The sequence below is a fragment of the Priestia sp. ST2 genome (assembly GCF_055810735.1).
In genome coordinates, this window is sequence record NZ_JBVVNT010000002.1 from 740530 (window position 1) to 756332 (window position 15803).

The 15803-nt window shown below is 36.9% G+C and carries 15 protein-coding genes; 5 read left to right on the forward strand and 10 right to left on the reverse strand.

The features are described 5' to 3' along the window. Positions 1–77: 77 nt before the first annotated feature. The 3 genes from AC0KUU_RS10210 to AC0KUU_RS10220 all read right to left on the reverse strand — a co-directional run bounded on the left by AC0KUU_RS10210 (position 78) and on the right by AC0KUU_RS10220 (position 3482). Entirely contained in the window at positions 78–1472 is a 1395-nt protein-coding gene (locus AC0KUU_RS10210; protein WP_025752064.1) for an L-cystine transporter, read from the reverse strand. A gap of 253 nt (positions 1473–1725) precedes the next feature. Then, on the reverse strand, positions 1726–2094 hold the full coding sequence (locus AC0KUU_RS10215; RefSeq protein WP_013082877.1) for a hypothetical protein: 369 nt from the start codon (positions 2092–2094) through the stop codon (positions 1726–1728). Between the two features lie 104 nt (positions 2095–2198). Further along, a complete protein-coding gene (locus tag AC0KUU_RS10220) occupies positions 2199–3482 on the reverse strand; it encodes an ATP-binding protein (RefSeq protein ID WP_043982065.1) in 1284 nt (427 codons plus the stop codon). Positions 3483–3807: 325 nt separating this feature from the next. Here AC0KUU_RS10220 and AC0KUU_RS10225 point away from each other — a divergent pair, with 325 nt between their 5' ends. Next, positions 3808–5184 (forward strand): M28 family peptidase, encoded by a 1377-nt coding sequence (locus tag AC0KUU_RS10225; RefSeq protein ID WP_162214109.1) that lies wholly within the window; start codon positions 3808–3810, stop codon positions 5182–5184. 165 nt (positions 5185–5349) lie between these two features. Further along, positions 5350–6828, forward strand: coding sequence for a potassium/proton antiporter (locus tag AC0KUU_RS10230; protein ID WP_043982063.1), 1479 nt, complete (start codon positions 5350–5352; stop codon positions 6826–6828). Positions 6829–6867: 39 nt separating this feature from the next. Here AC0KUU_RS10230 and AC0KUU_RS10235 read toward each other — a convergent pair whose 3' ends face one another. Together AC0KUU_RS10235 and AC0KUU_RS10240 are read right to left on the reverse strand one after the other, a co-directional pair. Beyond that, positions 6868–7635 carry a polysaccharide deacetylase family protein gene (locus AC0KUU_RS10235; RefSeq protein WP_043982062.1) on the reverse strand — a complete coding sequence of 256 codons (768 nt, stop codon included), beginning with the start codon at positions 7633–7635 and terminating at the stop codon, positions 6868–6870. Continuing rightward, complete coding sequence (locus AC0KUU_RS10240; RefSeq protein WP_165575249.1) at positions 7636–7779, reverse strand: hypothetical protein; 144 nt, start codon at positions 7777–7779, stop codon at positions 7636–7638. 139 nt (positions 7780–7918) lie between these two features. Between AC0KUU_RS10240 and AC0KUU_RS10245 the strand changes: the two genes are divergently transcribed. Both AC0KUU_RS10245 and AC0KUU_RS10250 read left to right on the forward strand, forming a co-directional pair. Beyond that, on the forward strand, positions 7919–8428 hold the full coding sequence (locus AC0KUU_RS10245; protein WP_043982061.1) for a hypothetical protein: 510 nt from the start codon (positions 7919–7921) through the stop codon (positions 8426–8428). A gap of 21 nt (positions 8429–8449) precedes the next feature. Continuing rightward, positions 8450–9025 carry a hypothetical protein gene (locus AC0KUU_RS10250; RefSeq protein ID WP_043982060.1) on the forward strand — a complete coding sequence of 192 codons (576 nt, stop codon included), beginning with the start codon at positions 8450–8452 and terminating at the stop codon, positions 9023–9025. A gap of 45 nt (positions 9026–9070) precedes the next feature. Here AC0KUU_RS10250 and AC0KUU_RS10255 read toward each other — a convergent pair whose 3' ends face one another. The 3 genes from AC0KUU_RS10255 to ltaS form a co-directional block, all read right to left on the reverse strand. Continuing rightward, on the reverse strand, positions 9071–10216 hold the full coding sequence (locus tag AC0KUU_RS10255; RefSeq protein WP_013056731.1) for a toxic anion resistance protein: 1146 nt from the start codon (positions 10214–10216) through the stop codon (positions 9071–9073). Positions 10217–10240: 24 nt separating this feature from the next. Then, the gene (locus tag AC0KUU_RS10260; protein ID WP_043982059.1) at positions 10241–10885 is read right to left on the reverse strand and encodes a 5-bromo-4-chloroindolyl phosphate hydrolysis family protein; all 645 of its coding nucleotides are present in this window, start codon (positions 10883–10885) and stop codon (positions 10241–10243) included. Positions 10886–11051: 166 nt separating this feature from the next. Beyond that, on the reverse strand, positions 11052–12989 hold the full coding sequence (ltaS, locus tag AC0KUU_RS10265; RefSeq protein ID WP_013056729.1) for a lipoteichoic acid synthase: 1938 nt from the start codon (positions 12987–12989) through the stop codon (positions 11052–11054). Positions 12990–13659: 670 nt separating this feature from the next. Between ltaS and AC0KUU_RS10270 the strand changes: the two genes are divergently transcribed. After that, positions 13660–14112: a hypothetical protein gene (locus tag AC0KUU_RS10270; RefSeq protein ID WP_013082868.1), complete on the forward strand. Its 453-nt coding sequence runs from the start codon at positions 13660–13662 to the stop codon at positions 14110–14112. Positions 14113–14114: 2 nt separating this feature from the next. On the opposite strand, the gene AC0KUU_RS10275 is transcribed toward AC0KUU_RS10270, so the two are convergent. Next, a complete protein-coding gene (locus tag AC0KUU_RS10275) occupies positions 14115–14627 on the reverse strand; it encodes a glycosyl-4,4'-diaponeurosporenoate acyltransferase CrtO family protein (RefSeq protein WP_322551978.1) in 513 nt (170 codons plus the stop codon). Next, complete coding sequence (locus tag AC0KUU_RS10280) at positions 14570–15673, reverse strand: glycosyltransferase family 2 protein (RefSeq protein WP_322551977.1); 1104 nt, start codon at positions 15671–15673, stop codon at positions 14570–14572. Before AC0KUU_RS10280 ends, AC0KUU_RS10275 begins: the two co-directional genes overlap by 58 nt. Between the last annotated feature and the right edge of the window lie 130 nt (positions 15674–15803).

A 15803-nucleotide genomic window follows, 5' to 3' on the forward strand; every position in this document is an offset into this window, starting at 1 on the left:
GTATTTTTTCCTATTTTATGTCGATAAAGAAAAAAAATCCATAGTTAACAATGTTAACTATGGATGACGTATCTCTTTTACACTTCTGCTGTTTCAGGTGAGATAGTTTGATCGTTATATACGTTTGTATCTAGCTCTTTTGTTAATTTACTAGTGACGACTCCGGCTGTCATGCTTCCACTTACATTAAGCGCCGTACGCCCCATATCAATCAATGGCTCTACTGAAATTAATAAGCCTGCTAGCGCTACGGGCAAATTCATAGAAGATAATACAAGTAAAGCCGCAAATGTCGCTCCTCCGCCAACGCCTGCTACGCCAAACGAACTAATTGCTACAATGGCAATCAACGTGAAAATAAATGAAGGCGTTAAGGGATCAATACCTACCGTTGGTGCAATCATAACGGCTAACATAGCTGGATATATTCCAGCGCATCCGTTTTGACCAATTGTAAGACCAAATGAACCTGCGAAATTCGCAATTCCTTCTGGAACCCCTAACTGTCTTGTTTGTGTATTAACATTCAAAGGTAATGCTCCAGCACTTGTACGGGAAGTAAAAGCAAAAGCCAATACAGGAAATACTTTCTTAACATATGTGATCGGATTTACACCGATGATTGTTAGAATAACTAAATGAACAATAAACATAGCTGCCAATGCGACATAGGATGCTACAACAAATTTTCCAAGTTTAACAATTGCATCAATATCACTCGTTGCTACTGTTTTGGTCATAATTGCGAGTACTCCATAAGGAGTTAACCGAAGAATTAGCGTCACTACACGCATTACAATTGCATAAAGCGTATCAATAATTTTTGAAAATAACGCCGCTTCCTCAGCCTTTTTACGCTTCACGCCTAAATACGCAATTCCAACAAATGCCGCAAAGATGACAACTCCAATCGTGGAAGTTGAACGTGCGCCTGTTAAATCAAGAAATGGGTTAGCAGGTAATAATTCTACTACTTGCTGCGGGATTGTTTTTGCTTCTAAACTAGATAAATTATTTTCTAAGTCCTCTCCGCGCTGAAGTTCCGCTTCCCCTTTTGTAATTTGGACAGATTCTAAATTAAAGCTCGTTGTTGTAAAAATACCAATTGCAGCTGCTATCGCTGTTGTGACAAGCAAAATCCCAATAATTAAACTACTAATCTTTCCAATATTGCTCGTCAATTTTAAGCGAGTGAATGCCGCTACAATCGATACAAATACAAGCGGCATAACAATCATTTGCAGAAACTTAACATATCCGCTTCCTACAATGCTAAACCAATCGGCGGTCGTCATCGTTACTTCATGAGTCGGACCATACACCCACTGAAGAGCAAAGCCAAAAATAATCCCTAGTCCAAGCGCTGTAAACACACGCTTTGAAAATGATACATGCTTTTTCTGCATCATAAACAGCCCCGCAAGCAATGCGAGCATAATGAGGATGTTTAGGATGACTAATAAGTTATTCATAGATGTTCCCCCTGTAATTTTTTCCATAAATCATGTCTCTATTACTTATAATATAACAATACCAATAAGTCAACTAGGTTTTATGTTTTTTCCTGAAGATAGTTTTTTTGAATAATTTTGACAAAACAAAAAAGCTAAGGATTTTCCTTAGCTTTCTATTTTACGCTTGTATGTACTTCAGTGGTCTTTTGCCCCGTTACCAGAGATGGTCTTTCTTTCATTACACCGGATGTACTACAATTCATATATAGGATTACATTTCATATAATTCATTTAGCCATTTTACAAACAAATGTCTGGGTAATTCTAGTTCGTGAAGCTCGACATATTGAATATCAGATAGCGTCGTCCCTCTAGCCATATAAAAGTACCACTGCCAGCCAATATCTTTAGCAATGGCATAGGATTTAGCTAGATCTTGTCTATTATCTGTCTGCTGCATATCATTCATCCACTGCGTTTCATCCGCTTCATACTCATAATAATGGAGAGTATATTTATCACACCAATACGTAAGGTCCTGATGGGAAAACGGATTTTCTCCGTCACATACTTGAAGCAATAGCATTCTTAAATTTTCCGGTGTATACGGTAATATAATTTTTTGATCTGCACGTCTCATTTTGCTACCTTCCTGACATGTTCGTTTCTTTTATTACATCATGTACGGCTGCGTTTAGCAATAAGAAATGGATGACGTTTTCATTACTTTTCGTTTACAACATTTCATTTGCTTGCAAAAACCGCCGTATCTTCGACATACAGAGGCAGTCGGATTTTAACAATCGTCCCTTTGTTCTGTTCACTCTCAATCTGCAGGGTACCGTGATGATCATGAATAATTTTGGAGCTGATTGTTAATCCAAGCCCCATTCCTTTTTCTTTTAAAGTAAAAAACGGTTCTCCTATATGTTCTAGACGATCTTTAGAAATTCCTACTCCTTCATCTCTAACTTCTATAAAAATATGGTTATCCTGCGCTGTTTTGATTGTAATGTAAATATTTCCAGGCCTATCCATGGCTTCAATTGCGTTTTTAAAAACATTAAGTAATACTTGAATAAGGTGATTTTTATTTCCATACACACTAGCGTTATTTGTTTGTTCATCGTATAAGAAGTCAATGTTTTTCAATAAAGCTTCATGGGAAGTTAAACTCATTACATACTTAACCGCTTCTGTAAGAGAAAACACGCGAAAATGTTCACTTTCAGGTTTTGACAAAAGGAGCATTTCACTGACAATACCATTAATTCGTTCCAGCTCATCAAGCATGATGTTAGCATACCCTATTGCGGATCGGTCTGTTTCTTTCATGAGCTGAACAAACCCTTTAATACTCGTAAGCGGATTTCTAATTTCATGAGCAATTCCAGCAGCTAATTCGCCTACTACAGACAGCTTTTCCTTTTTTATCAGAAGCGCTTCTGCAAGCTTTTGCTGAGTGATATCTCGTCCAATTGTGATAAGAGCTTTTCTTGAGCCATCATCAAAAAACACAGGTACTTTAATAACATCAAATGTTTTGACCTCGCCGTTTGGTATTTCAAACGCTTCTTCCGTACGTACCTTTTCCTTTTTCCTCCAAGCTTCTTCATCCGATGAAATACAGTGTAAGAAAGCAGCTTGAAAGAAAGGGACAAGCTCCCCAAGTTCTGCATCGGTTTTACCCCTGTAATCAATACCCTTTAAATGATAAAGTTCTCTTCCAAAATCATTCACCGCCACCCATTTGCCAGCCCCATCTTTGAAACAAATAAAATCTGGCATTGAATTTATTAATGTAGCAAGCTGATACTGTTCATCAGACACCTGGGTATGAACCGAACGCTTATGAAGTAAATAAAACGTTCCAGCCGTTACGCCCACTAGTAAACTATCTTTTATCAAACTGCTAAGAGCATATGCTCCTTTAAAAAATGCCATTGTTTGAAAGACGATGTACACCCCTACAAGCAGAAGACCCGCTACCGCCGCTGCTTTTCGTACACCCTCCCTATTTTTTATCAATATTTCCCACCAGCCTTTGTTTTTTAAGTGAATACTCTCTATGTCTCATCAATTAAGTTCTGAATATTCTTCTTACTTTTAAACTAGTTTACCTTATTTTTTTATTCTTATCTAATACCTTTTTTTATTACTTTTGACACAGTTTCTTTTATCCTCTTTAGTTGTTTCCGCATTTTCATTTTATTTGAATTATTTTCTCTATCAAAATAGGAATTTAGATACGGAATATACTGGAACATTTAGGTAATAATACTCTTTTTTGTATTTTCTTAATATTGTAAATTCGAGTAGTACCAACTACATCGATAAATTTAGGGGGATTTTAATGAAAAAAACCGTGATTTCTTTGGCTGTAGCAACAAGTTTGACTTTATCTTTTACAAGTGTACAAGCTTCTACTTCTGCAAATGCTTCTCACCATCAAAGTTCTGAACAAAAAGCATTAAAAAAAATCAATGCTGAGAAAATTTATCAAGACATTGCGTATCTCTCAAAAAAACCTCGTGTGGCAGGAACTGAAGCTGAACGCGAAGCTGCTACATTTGTTCAAAAGCGTTTGTCTAAACTAGGCTATGAGAGCGCAGTAGAGCCTTTTACCTTTACCGGTTACACACCAGCAGCTAGTTTTTCACTAAGCGTAAACGGTACCAGCTACTCTCCAACAACTTTTACTTATAGCACCAATGGAAATGTCACTGCTGAAATTGTAGATGGAGGGCTGGGTACAAAAGATAATTTAGCAAACAAAGATGTAACAGGTAAAATTGTATTAGTTCAGCGAGGCACTATTACTTTTGGTGAAAAAGTATTAAATGCTGCTGAAAAAGGGGCTGCAGCCGTCATTATTTTTAATAATACAGACGGTGAGCTAAGCGGAACGCTTGGCGGCGCTAATGATAACTACATTCCGTCTCTTGCTGTTACCAAAGAAGAAGGTGAAAAGATTCTTACTTCTATTCAAAAAGGCGAAAAGCCTTCAGGTACAGTAAAAATTGAAGGAGCTGTCGTAAGTGAGCGAACATCTTATAATGTAACCGCTACTAAACCTTCTACTTTTAAGAAAAAAGGAACAAATGATATTATTGTAGTAGGTGCTCATCATGATTCTGTGGCCGGAGCGCCTGGGGCAAATGACGATGCTTCTGGAACAGCAATGGTGCTTGAATTAGCTCGCGTATTTAAAACTCTTCCTACTGATACAGAACTGCGATTTGTTACATTCGGAGCTGAAGAAGTAGGTTTACTAGGATCCGAGCATTATGTTAGTGAGCTATCTGAAGATGAGAAAAATCGTATTGTTGGAATGTTTAATTTAGACATGGTGGGAAGTCGAGATGCGGGAGATTTGGTGATGAATACAGCTGATGGAACACCAAATCTTGTCACAGAATTAGCTCAAGCTTCAAGTACAAGATTAAATGGATCACCTACGCCATTCCAAGCTGGCGGCCGCAGTGATCACGTTCCTTTTGCAGAGGCAGGAATACCGGCTGCTCTATTTATTCACAGTCCGTCTGAACCTTGGTATCATACGCCTGAAGATACCCTTGATAAAATAAGCAAAGAAAAACTTCAAGATGTGGCTGAGATTGTTGGAACAGCTATTTACGATCGTTCCCGTCCCGATCAACAAGGTTCTTCAGTTAAAAAGAAAGCAACATTTAAAGCTCCTCATCTTTATCACGAGCAAGATGTTAAATAAGAATCTGTCCCTGTTATTCATACATGATCAAAAAAAGAGATGTTTATGCATCTCTTTTTTTAATAAGCAGATTTCTCAAGGTTTTAAATCCATTATGCTACAATTATTATAGAGGAACCTCATTTATTGCTTACATAAAAATTTTGAACAAAAGAGGTGTATTTTTTGGATTTTACGGTAGACCATTCAATTCTTTTGCTATCTATTCTCCTTGTCATAGGGGTACTTACTGCAAAGTTCTCTACTCGCCTTGGAGTCCCTTCGCTTGTACTCTTTATTATTGTAGGAATGGTTGTTAGCCACTACATCTACTTTGACAATGCTCTTTTAACACAAGGATTCGGAATATTAGCGCTTATCATTATTCTTTTTGATGGAGGCGTGCAGACCAAATGGAAAGATGTTAAACGCGTTGTTCGCCCTTCCGTTTCATTAGCTACTTTCGGAGTCCTCATTACGACAGTTTTAACGGGTGTACTTGCCAAATATATTTTAGGTGTTACTTGGCTTGAAGGCTTTTTATTTGGGGCAATCGTTGGCTCTACAGATGCTGCAGCCGTGTTCTCTGTACTAGGGACACAGAATATCCGCCAAAAATTAAACTCCACGCTAGAAGCAGAATCTGGTTCCAATGATCCGATGGCCATCTTCTTAACCGTTTCTATTATTGAATTAATTCAACATCCGGACTCTCCTATCCTCTCATTAATCCTTAATTTCTTTTGGCAAATGGGAATCGGGCTGGTACTTGGTTTAGTACTCGGAAAAGCATCCGTTTGGATTATTAATCGAATTAATTTGGATTCTTCAGGTCTTTACCCTGTGCTTACATTGTCATTGGCCGCCTTAACCTATGGAATTTCCACATTTGTAGAAGCAAGCGGTCTACTTGCTGTATATGTAATGGCAGTGGTAGTAGGAAATGCAGATCTAACTTATCGTCACACAATTGTCCGCTTTAACGAAGGTTTTGCATGGATGATGCAAATTTTAATGTTTATTTTACTCGGCCTTCTTGTCTTTCCTAATCAACTGCTAGATATCATTTGGCAGGGTATACTGTTATCTCTTTTACTTATGTTTGTCGCTCGTCCACTCGGCGTATTTCTTTCGATGATGTTTGCTAAATATTCTTCCAAAGAAAAACTGTTTATTTCTTGGGCCGGTTTAAAAGGAGCTGTTCCAATTGTATTGGCTACTTATCCTATGATGGCAGGTTTGGAGAACAGCACGCTCATTTTTAACGTCGTTTTCTTTGTTGTCTTAACTTCCGCTCTTCTTCAAGGAGCAACAATCGCTCCTTTAGCCAAATTTCTAAACCTTTCTCAAGGTGAAAAAGAGACGGTTCCTCACAGTCTCGAGCTTGTTTCGATGGGCAAAACCAAAAATGAAATGATTGAGTTGAAGCTCGTGGAACATGCAGATATATCAGGAAAATCGCTTGAAGAACTTCACCTCCCTGAAGACATTTTAGTGACTGCTGTTATTCGAGATGATAAACTACTTACCCCTAGAGGAAATACACAAATTTTTGCAGGTGATACATTATATATTCTTATTTCGAAGAAAAAACGGGATAAAGTAAAAGCATTTTTCCAAAAAAATACGTCTGATGGGGACGAAAGAGAAGGAAAAACTAGTTAAAAAATTGGTTAAAGTCTTTACAAGAAAAACAGCACCCGATTATTGAACGGAGTGCTGTTTTTGCTGTTGCATCAAATAAAGAGATTTATAATTGGGGTGATGTTTTAAAAGTTCTGAGACCGTTACAAATTTATACCCCTCTTCCTTTAACTTCGGTAAAATTTGTTTTAATGCTTCAATGGTTTGGGTTCGATCTCCTCCCGTATCATGAAACAATACAATATCTCCTGACCTGGCATGGTTAAGCACTTGACTTACAATTTTACCTACGCCTGGATTTCTCCAATCAAATGTATCTTGATGCCAAGACCAAAGAATAATGGTATACTGCTGATTTTTAGCAGCTTTTACTACACGATCGTCATAATAGCCAGTAGGTGGACGAAACAGGTAAGGTTTTATTCCTGTAATAGCTTGTATACGTTCATCCGCTTTTTCAATTTCTTGTTCAATTCTCTCTACTTCCTGACCCCTTACTTTCAAATGGCTATATGTATGATTAGCAAGTTCATGCCCTTCACGAACTTCTCTTTGAGCAAGCTTGGGAAACGACGTTACTCGATCTCCGACTACAAAAAAAGTTGCTTTGGCACCGTACTCTTGCAATAAATTCAAAATGGTCGGCGTATATTTAGGATCTGGTCCATCATCAAATGTAAGCGCAATTAACTTCTCGTCTTTCATGGGAACTTCCCACACGATATCTCCTTTTTTTTCATAATAAAATCTGCTCTTCTTTGCAGCATCCGCCTGAATACCATAGAAATTAATGGAAACAATAATGATAATTGACAAGTACCATTTCACTCAATGACCTCCTTTTTTGTCTAGGTGTGCTTCATGCGTATTGTCAATAAACGCTTTAATACCAACTGCAAATAATCGTTCATCACCTAAACACACGCGCTGTTGACGGCGATTAGCTGCAGAAGTTGATTTACGGTTTTTCATAGTCTTCTCTCCATTACTAATTGATTGTGTTTTTAGCTTTACCAAAAAGTCAAAAATAAACCTACGGGTTCTAATATGGCGAAAACATTTTTTTATAGTAACTACACGCTGTCTAGCGTTTTGAATAGGAGATATATACATGCGAAAATTTTATTTAGCTTTTCTGTTAATGATAAGCACAACCATGGTTATACTGCCTTCTGTTAAAGCAGTCAGTGAAAGCAATACGAAACATCAGCAGCTGACCGTAAGCGAACAAGGATATTCTCTTTCATTGCCCAATGAATATACGCTTCAAAAAGAAGAGGATGGAAAAGATATTCTTTTTTCAACCAAGACTCCCTATACGTGGATGCGAATTGAAGTCCTTTCCAGGAAAGAAAGTACAAGCAAATCATATCTAGATCGCTCAAAAGAATTATTTGATGACCAGTTTGGAAAATCGTTAAAAATTTCTTCTACATCCCTATTTATTCAGCCTGTTGTGTTTGCATCTACATCCGGGAGTAAAAAAGAAACGGCAAAGCTATATGTACTAAGAGAAACAAAGGGGCACCCTGCTTTAAAAATCACGATGATTACAGCTAAAAATTCTGATGATGAAAAAAAGTTAATTTCAATTGTTAACTCAGTAAAAACGCATGAATGAAAATAGATAAGGAAGCCAGCTATGAAAAAAAAGATATTTCTTGTTTGCTTTATATGTTTGATGAGTGGCTGCTCAACTGCTTTTCGTGAAGAGCTTATTAACACACAAGAAGAAATTCCAAAAGAACGCTTGCCACAGCAAAAGTTCACCTATCCTTACAAAGGAAGCAGCAGAACAGAGGTAGGTTATCTTAAAAAAAGCACCAATCAAAACTATACGCTTTACGTACTAGAAGGATACAAGTTTACAGAAGAAGAGCCACGAAAAGATGTCATTTACAACAAAAAAAATGATGCTTTGTGGATGCGGATTGAAGTGTTTCCACCAAATAAAAGTGTAGATGAGCTCAATAAAGAAACAAAAAAAATTTTAAGAGCTGGCTTTTCAGAAGTGGCTTCCCTTGATACGCACCTCATTCACCATAACTTAGAGATAGCAGCTGCGTACAAAGCATCAGATGATAAAAGTAACGCATACGGTTTTCTCGTTCGAAAGCAAAATCAACACCCTACTTTCCGATTAACGATCTTTGCTCCTAAATCTGAAAGAGATTTAACTCCATTTTTAGAAATGGCGAGAACGCTTCAAAATGCATAAAACAGAGAAAAAGTCGGTTTACAAAGTGTGTAAACCGACTTTTTTTTATTTCATATCTAATAGTTTAGTTTTTAAATCTTTTTCCATTTGATACAGCTCTGATTCTGCCTCGGTACGCTTCGTACGTCCTTCTTCTTGTATCTTTAGCACTTCTTCTAACGTGGTAATCAAATCGGACTGCGTTTTTTTCAATGTTTCGATATCGACAATCCCCGCCTCGTTTTCACGAGCTACTTCAATCGTGTTCTGCTTGAGCAGCTCTGAATTTTTAGTAAGCAAGTCGTTTGTTGTCTTAGATACTTGCTTTTGGGCTTCCATTGCTTTCTTTTGGCGTAATAAAGTGGTTGCGATTACTACTTGATTTTTCCAAAGTGGAATAGCTGTTAAAATAGAGCTTTGAATTTTTTCCACAAGGGTCTGATTGACTTCTTGAATTAATCGAATCTGCGGTGCACTTTGAATGGCAATTTGACGGCTCAGTTTTAAATCATGCACTCGTTTTTCTAGCCTATTGATAAATTGATTTAAATCATTGACCTCCTGAGCCATCAAATAGTCATTTTTTTGAGATGCTGTTTGCTGAAGCTGGGGCAGCGTTTCATTCTGCAGCGCCACTAACTTGTATTCGGCCGCTGCAATGTAGACGTTAAGCGCCTCGTAAAACTGTTTATTTTTATCATATAAGCTATCTAGCATCGTAATGTCTCGATACAGCATTTGTTTTGAGCGCTCTAACTTATCTGCAATTTTATCAATTTCAACATTAATGCTTTGATATTTTGTTAATAAATTTTGAATAGGCCTAGAGACTCCTGAAAATAATCGACCGATGACTCCTTTTTTCTTTGCAGAAAAATCATCGGGATTCACTTGGCGAATCTTACTCATTAAATCTCCTATAACATCTCCTACTGGTCCCGTATCTTTCGTTTGCACATGCTGTAGTACAGATTGAGAAAACTGAGATAGTTCTGACTGAGCTGCTACCCCATACTGTAAGATAGCCTGCTGATTTTTATAATCAATTTGATTTGCGATTTTCTGTGCTTTTTCCTGATATTCCGGTGTCAAATCATCGTATGTGTTTCTTTTTGCAGCGCGAGAGTCCGATTGTACCTGCGGGGTAGGCGACGCAAAAGGATCATCAAGCAGCGCATCTAACGATTGATTTTGATTATATTCTTTCATCATAAAATCCCATCCTTTGCATTTACGTTACTTCGTGCGATTAGTAGCTGTCGGTATATACGGCTGCTCTTCTTCAAATGCTTGTTTTAGCACTTTAAGCTCTACATCTAACGTCAGCTTATCTTGTGAAAGAGCATTTGTTAATAAATGCTCATACTTCCCTGATAACCCGCGCAGCATGTCTTCCGCTTCATGAAGACTTTCTTTTACTTCTATGCTTTTCGTTGGTTTTGATAATAAAAACATATACCTTTCAATGACGGTAACCGTTGATTGTAAGTAGTTCGTAAAAAAAGGCTGAACATCTTTATATCGTGCGGGCTCTTTTTCTACCATTTCAATGATGCTTTTACCTACTTTGTGTAGTTTAGAAAGTTCTGTCCACATATGAACAGACCGAATTTTAAAACGATAGCTTCCAATGGTTCTTAATTGCTTTCTTGCCTCTTTTACTTGATGACGAACGTATGCAATTTCTTCTCTATACGGATTTTGATAATGACGTCGAGCACTGCTCATAATAAAAAACAGGCTCATCACGACCATTACTCCTATACTAATGCCAAAGGATTGAGTCATCGTGGTACTAAATCCAAAATAGCTGACCGGAACGGCTACTGCTCCTGTTGCCCAAATGGCAAGAATCTTTTTTATGATTCGAACGACTTTCATCGCTTTCACTCCTATCTCAAATGTGACCGAACTTTTAAACGTATACATATTATACCATTGTCTTCCCGTCTCTTAAAACGATTACTGTTATAATTTATATACGGATAAAACCTTTAAAGGTTTCACAAAACAAAAAAACAGGCAGCTATTAAAAGCTGCCTGTTTTTTATTGATCTTCGCGCTTGTTGTAATCATACTTCGAGCGTTCAATTGGTTTGAACCCTTCTGGTGTATGAAAGCGGAGTAAATCTCCGTAAACAAGTTTATCTGATAGTTCTAGCTTTTTCTTAACTAGTTCATCATACTTATCATACTGTTTCGCTTCCTTATCTGAAAGCTGCTTGCCCGTTGCGTTGTCATACACTTTCTGATCAACTTTTGTTACCTTAGGTGTAACAAAGTCACCGTTACGGAAAGGTACAACTTGCTGATGTTCTTTTGATAATAAGTCTGTACCAAAGTCAATATAGTCTTTTGTATCAAGACCTAATAAATGCATCACTGTTGGACGAACATCTACGTCTCCGCCATACGTATGATTTACGCCGCCTTTAAGGCCTGGTGAAGTAATAAATAATGGTACGCGCTGCAGTTGAGCTTGTTCAAAATCATTGATGTTTTTACCCATTACTTTGCCCATTGCACGCTTATGGTTTTCAGAAATACCGTAGTGGTCACCGTACATCACGACCATCGTATTGTCTGCTAAGCCAGAGGCCTGTAAATCCTCAAAGAATTGCTTAATTGATTCATCTAAATAACGAGCCGTTTGGAAGTATTGGTCAACTGACTTATCTCCCGTATTGTGAGGTCCAATCGTTTGGTCTTCCTTATCTAGCGGATAAGGGAAGTGGTTTGATAACGTAATGAACTTCGCGCTAAATGGCTGCTTTAAGCCTTTTAGGTACGGCATTGATTCTTTAAAGAATGGTTTATCTTTTAAACCATAGTTCAGCGTATCTTCGTCTGACATATTGTAATAAGCTGAATCAAAGAATTTTTCTACACCCATTGATTTATACATTTCATCACGGTTCCAGAACGATTTTCCATTTCCGTGGAACACAGATGTTGTATAGCCTTGCTGATCTAGAATACCAGATAGCGACTGATAGGTGTTATTTGCTTTTGTTGTAAATACAGAACCTTGAGGTAAGCCGAATAATGAGTTCTCCATCATGAATTCAGCATCTGACGTTTTACCTTGCCCTGTTTGATGGAAGAAGTTATCGAAATACATTGTGTTCTGATCTTTTAGTAGTGAATTTAAGAACGGCGTTACTTCTTCACCATTTAACTTATAACCAATCATAAATGACTGAAGTGACTCTAATGAAATATAGATGACGTTTTTGCCTTTTGCTTGACCGAAATATTCTTTGTTCGGCTCAGCATATGTTGCTTTTGCATAGTTCTCTACCTCAGCCACATCACTGCTATCTGCTAGCGCGCGCTGTGCTGAAGATTTCGAGCTCTGGATGATGTCATAGATCGTATAGTTATACGTTCCTAAATATTTTACTAAATAGTTGCGGTCAAATGTTCTTGTTAATAGTTGAGGACGATCCATTTCCGCTAGTGCGATGTTGGCACTTAAGAATAAAATCCCTGATAAAAATACACCTGTCACAGTACGTCGACTAATTGTTGCTGGTAAGTCAACTTTTTTCCATAGTACTAAAACTAAAAGAATAAAGAAATCTGTGAAGTATAAAATATCAGTTGGGCTAATTAAAGCCATGGCACTGCCGCCTAATTGACCAAAGTTGTTTGACTGAGTCAATACAGGAACAGTAATAAAATCATTAAAGAAGCGATAGTATACTACATTTGCGTACAGGATGAATGAAAGTAAAAAATTCATTCCAAGCAGTGCTCGTACTTTTCCCCGCCCTTTAAATAGTAGTGCAATGGCAAAAAAGAAAATTGCCGAACCAATTGGGTTTATGAAAAGTAAAAACTTTTGCATAAAATTATCTAGCCCTAAGTTAAATTCGATACGATAAACGGTATACGTTTTAATCCAAAACAACAAAACTGCAATTAGAAATAACGGCAGCTGTTTCGAAAAAATATTTTTACCGTTTGTCATGAGCTGTTTCATATTCCCACCTCTGTCTCTATTGAAATTTAAGCTCACTTTTATTTTTATAGTAAATGTAAAAAGAAATCTCCCTTACAAAAAATGTAAGAGAGCTAATCTGTTCTTTCACATTTTAACTCTTTAAAAAAAATTGTCAACACCGCTACGTATAATTTTCACCAAACGTGAGAAAATAACTACTTTCTTATTCCCAGCTATATCGGCTTTCAAACACAAATGTTTCCTATGCTTTTTTTCTTCTCACTATTTAATACGGACAGCTTCTCTTTAAGTTTCACTATTTTATATTTATTTTTTATTTTGTCCACTATACATATAAATTTAACACTTGCCTTAGTTTTCCTTCTCCTTTACAAGAGAATGCATAAAAGCGCTTGTGAATATTTGTTATACTAATACCTCTTATTTTCTTTTCTTTCTACAGTAAACCACATATTTTGAGTTATTTCTTTCTTTAAATTTGAAAAAAATGTGTCAGTTTGCATCGAAAATTTTTATTTTTTTACCTTTTTGTTTATAATATAAATTATAAATATTATTTGAAATTTCAGATCTCTTTAACGTCTGATCTAGAAAGTGCATTTTTTATATAAAATTGGAATGAGTATGGGCTATGCATGCTTGTATACCTAGAAGTTTAAACGTCTTACATTTTTATAAAGGAGAAAAAATGAAAGAATGTATTGTTTTCATTACAAATATTATTAATGTATTGCACGACGGATTAATTTATATTTTTTATTTACTAGGATTTTCTCTTTCAGATAAAGAACTTCACTTCTGGATTATTGGTATTATTGGACTGCTCACGTTTTTAAGCGTTTATATGATCTTTAAATTATTGTCAAAGTGGAAATTTAGTATTACAGCTATTTCTTTTATCTATACCCTTACCGTTATGCTTGTCTTAGTTTTTGCCATTGAAATTCAGCAAGGAATTACCACCCGAGGCAATATGGAATTTGATGATGCCATAGCAGGTTTATGGGGATTTTTAGTCTTTTTTAGTATTTATATCGCCTTTGCTTCTTTTTTTCTTTTATCCAAGAGGTTGTTGTCTTCGAATAAGGAGAAAAAAATAAAAACCGAGGCCCCTACTCGGAGCCAAAGGCACGTGAATTAATTTCATTTGAGTTTCAAAACGACTTGATGAATTCGTATTCGATTATATCGTTGAACCAAAATAAACGGTATGTTTGCGACAATCGCATAAATAACCATCCAAACACCTATAGAAGGAGAGTTCCATATAAAAAAAAGAATAGAAGGAAGTATGCTGATCCAGTGAGTTAACTCTGCTCGATTTGTTTCAATTAAAAAAAGCTGTGCATATTCCTTCGTTCTACTCTCCCATTTCTTTTTATAAAATCCTCGTTTAGATAGCTTTCCTGCATCAGGAAGCCACGTTTTCCATCGGTGCACCCCGAATTTTTTATATATCCCAACTGTTTCCCAGCTTTGAACCTTAAACAGCGCAAGGTCCTTCTTTAAATAAAAGGCAGAAATTTTTGTGCATCTGTAGGCGATCAACATGTGAATCACAAACCATGCCATGATATTAATTAAGAGCTGAGCACCTGTCATTTTATCACTTTCTTCTTTTTTTCTTCTTCTATAGATATGCTGCGTTCTTTCCATTTAACTTGCTTTCTCACCGCCGTTTGGACGAAAGACCATACGAATAGACCCAGAAAAAACAGTACATGAATAGGAAATAAGCACAAAGAAAAAAAAGTAAACGAACCTATTTTCCTTAAGCTATTAAATAAGAGGCTTACATAGCAAATATAGCTGCTAATTGCCAAGCCTGCATGTTGATTCCATAGAGTAGGTAAAAAAAGGATATAATTAATCATGCTAGTAAGCCACAAGCTTACTAGAAATAAATAAATGGCTTCCGTTTTCCCCGCACCTGAAGCAAAACTTTTACTCCACCCTCTTATAAGGCTTTTCATACCATTTGGATACATGCGCATGGAAAGAGCTCCCTGTCCACTCATACACGTAATAAATTCACCTTGTTTGTTCATTTTCTCAACCAGCGCCATATTTTCAACCACTTCTTTTTTTATCCCTTCGTGGCCTCCGCTTTGAAAGTAGGAGGCTGCGCTGCAAAGCAAGCACTGCCCGAAACCGACAGAAGGACTTTTCCAATTTTTAAAGGGGTGAAACGCGCCAATCGATGCAAACGTAACATAGTGAAATAAAGCAGAAAGCATTTCATAAGGCCTCTTAACAAGGTGATAAGGATGAACCGACAGCACACCCCCTTGCTGTTGATAATAGAAAAATACTTTTTCAATTCCGTCTTTCTCTACTGTAATATCAGCATCTAAAAACAAAAGCACCGAGCCTTTTGCTTCTCGTGCTCCATTCCAGCATGCCCATGACTTTCCTAGCCACCCAGTTGGAAGTGCGCCCGGTTGCACTACTTTTACGCCAAATGCTTTGGCTACCCTCTCAGTATTATCTGTTGAATTGTCATCTACAACAATCACTTCAAAGTCAGCGTTCCGTAACTGGAGTGACTGCAATAAAAAGGTAAGGTTTCTTTCTTCATTTCTAGCTGGAATAATAATGGACAAACATGACATATTGTTTCTTACTATTTTTACACGTTTAAATGTAGGGATAGTGATGACAAGCGTAGCTGTCAAGACAAGAGCAACCAGTAAAAAAGACATCCTTTTCTCCTTTCCTTCACGTATGAAAATTAGCAAACTGGACAAAATAAAAAGTTGTAGACCTATTTTTATTTTGCGTGAAGTCATTTTATACACATTGTTGACAACTCGCTTTTGTTTTATAAGGAGG

Excerpts from the sequence above, each read along its gene's own strand:
- AC0KUU_RS10210 (WP_025752064.1), bottom strand. The coding sequence starts at position 1,472 with ATGAATAACTTATTAGTCATCCTAAACATCCTCATTATGCTCGCATTG.
- AC0KUU_RS10215 (WP_013082877.1), bottom strand. The coding sequence starts at position 2,094 with ATGAGACGTGCAGATCAAAAAATTATATTACCGTATACACCGGAAAAT.
- AC0KUU_RS10225 (WP_162214109.1), top strand. The coding sequence starts at position 3,808 with ATGAAAAAAACCGTGATTTCTTTGGCTGTAGCAACAAGTTTGACTTTA.
- AC0KUU_RS10240 (WP_165575249.1), bottom strand. The coding sequence starts at position 7,779 with ATGAAAAACCGTAAATCAACTTCTGCAGCTAATCGCCGTCAACAGCGC.
- AC0KUU_RS10245 (WP_043982061.1), top strand. The coding sequence starts at position 7,919 with ATGCGAAAATTTTATTTAGCTTTTCTGTTAATGATAAGCACAACCATG.
- AC0KUU_RS10250 (WP_043982060.1), top strand. The coding sequence starts at position 8,450 with ATGAAAAAAAAGATATTTCTTGTTTGCTTTATATGTTTGATGAGTGGC.
- AC0KUU_RS10255 (WP_013056731.1), bottom strand. The coding sequence starts at position 10,216 with ATGATGAAAGAATATAATCAAAATCAATCGTTAGATGCGCTGCTTGAT.
- AC0KUU_RS10260 (WP_043982059.1), bottom strand. The coding sequence starts at position 10,885 with ATGAAAGTCGTTCGAATCATAAAAAAGATTCTTGCCATTTGGGCAACA.
- ltaS (WP_013056729.1), bottom strand. The coding sequence starts at position 12,989 with ATGAAACAGCTCATGACAAACGGTAAAAATATTTTTTCGAAACAGCTG.
- AC0KUU_RS10270 (WP_013082868.1), top strand. The coding sequence starts at position 13,660 with ATGAAAGAATGTATTGTTTTCATTACAAATATTATTAATGTATTGCAC.
- AC0KUU_RS10275 (WP_322551978.1), bottom strand. The coding sequence starts at position 14,627 with ATGGAAAGAACGCAGCATATCTATAGAAGAAGAAAAAAAGAAGAAAGT.
- AC0KUU_RS10280 (WP_322551977.1), bottom strand. The coding sequence starts at position 15,673 with ATGTCTTTTTTACTGGTTGCTCTTGTCTTGACAGCTACGCTTGTCATC.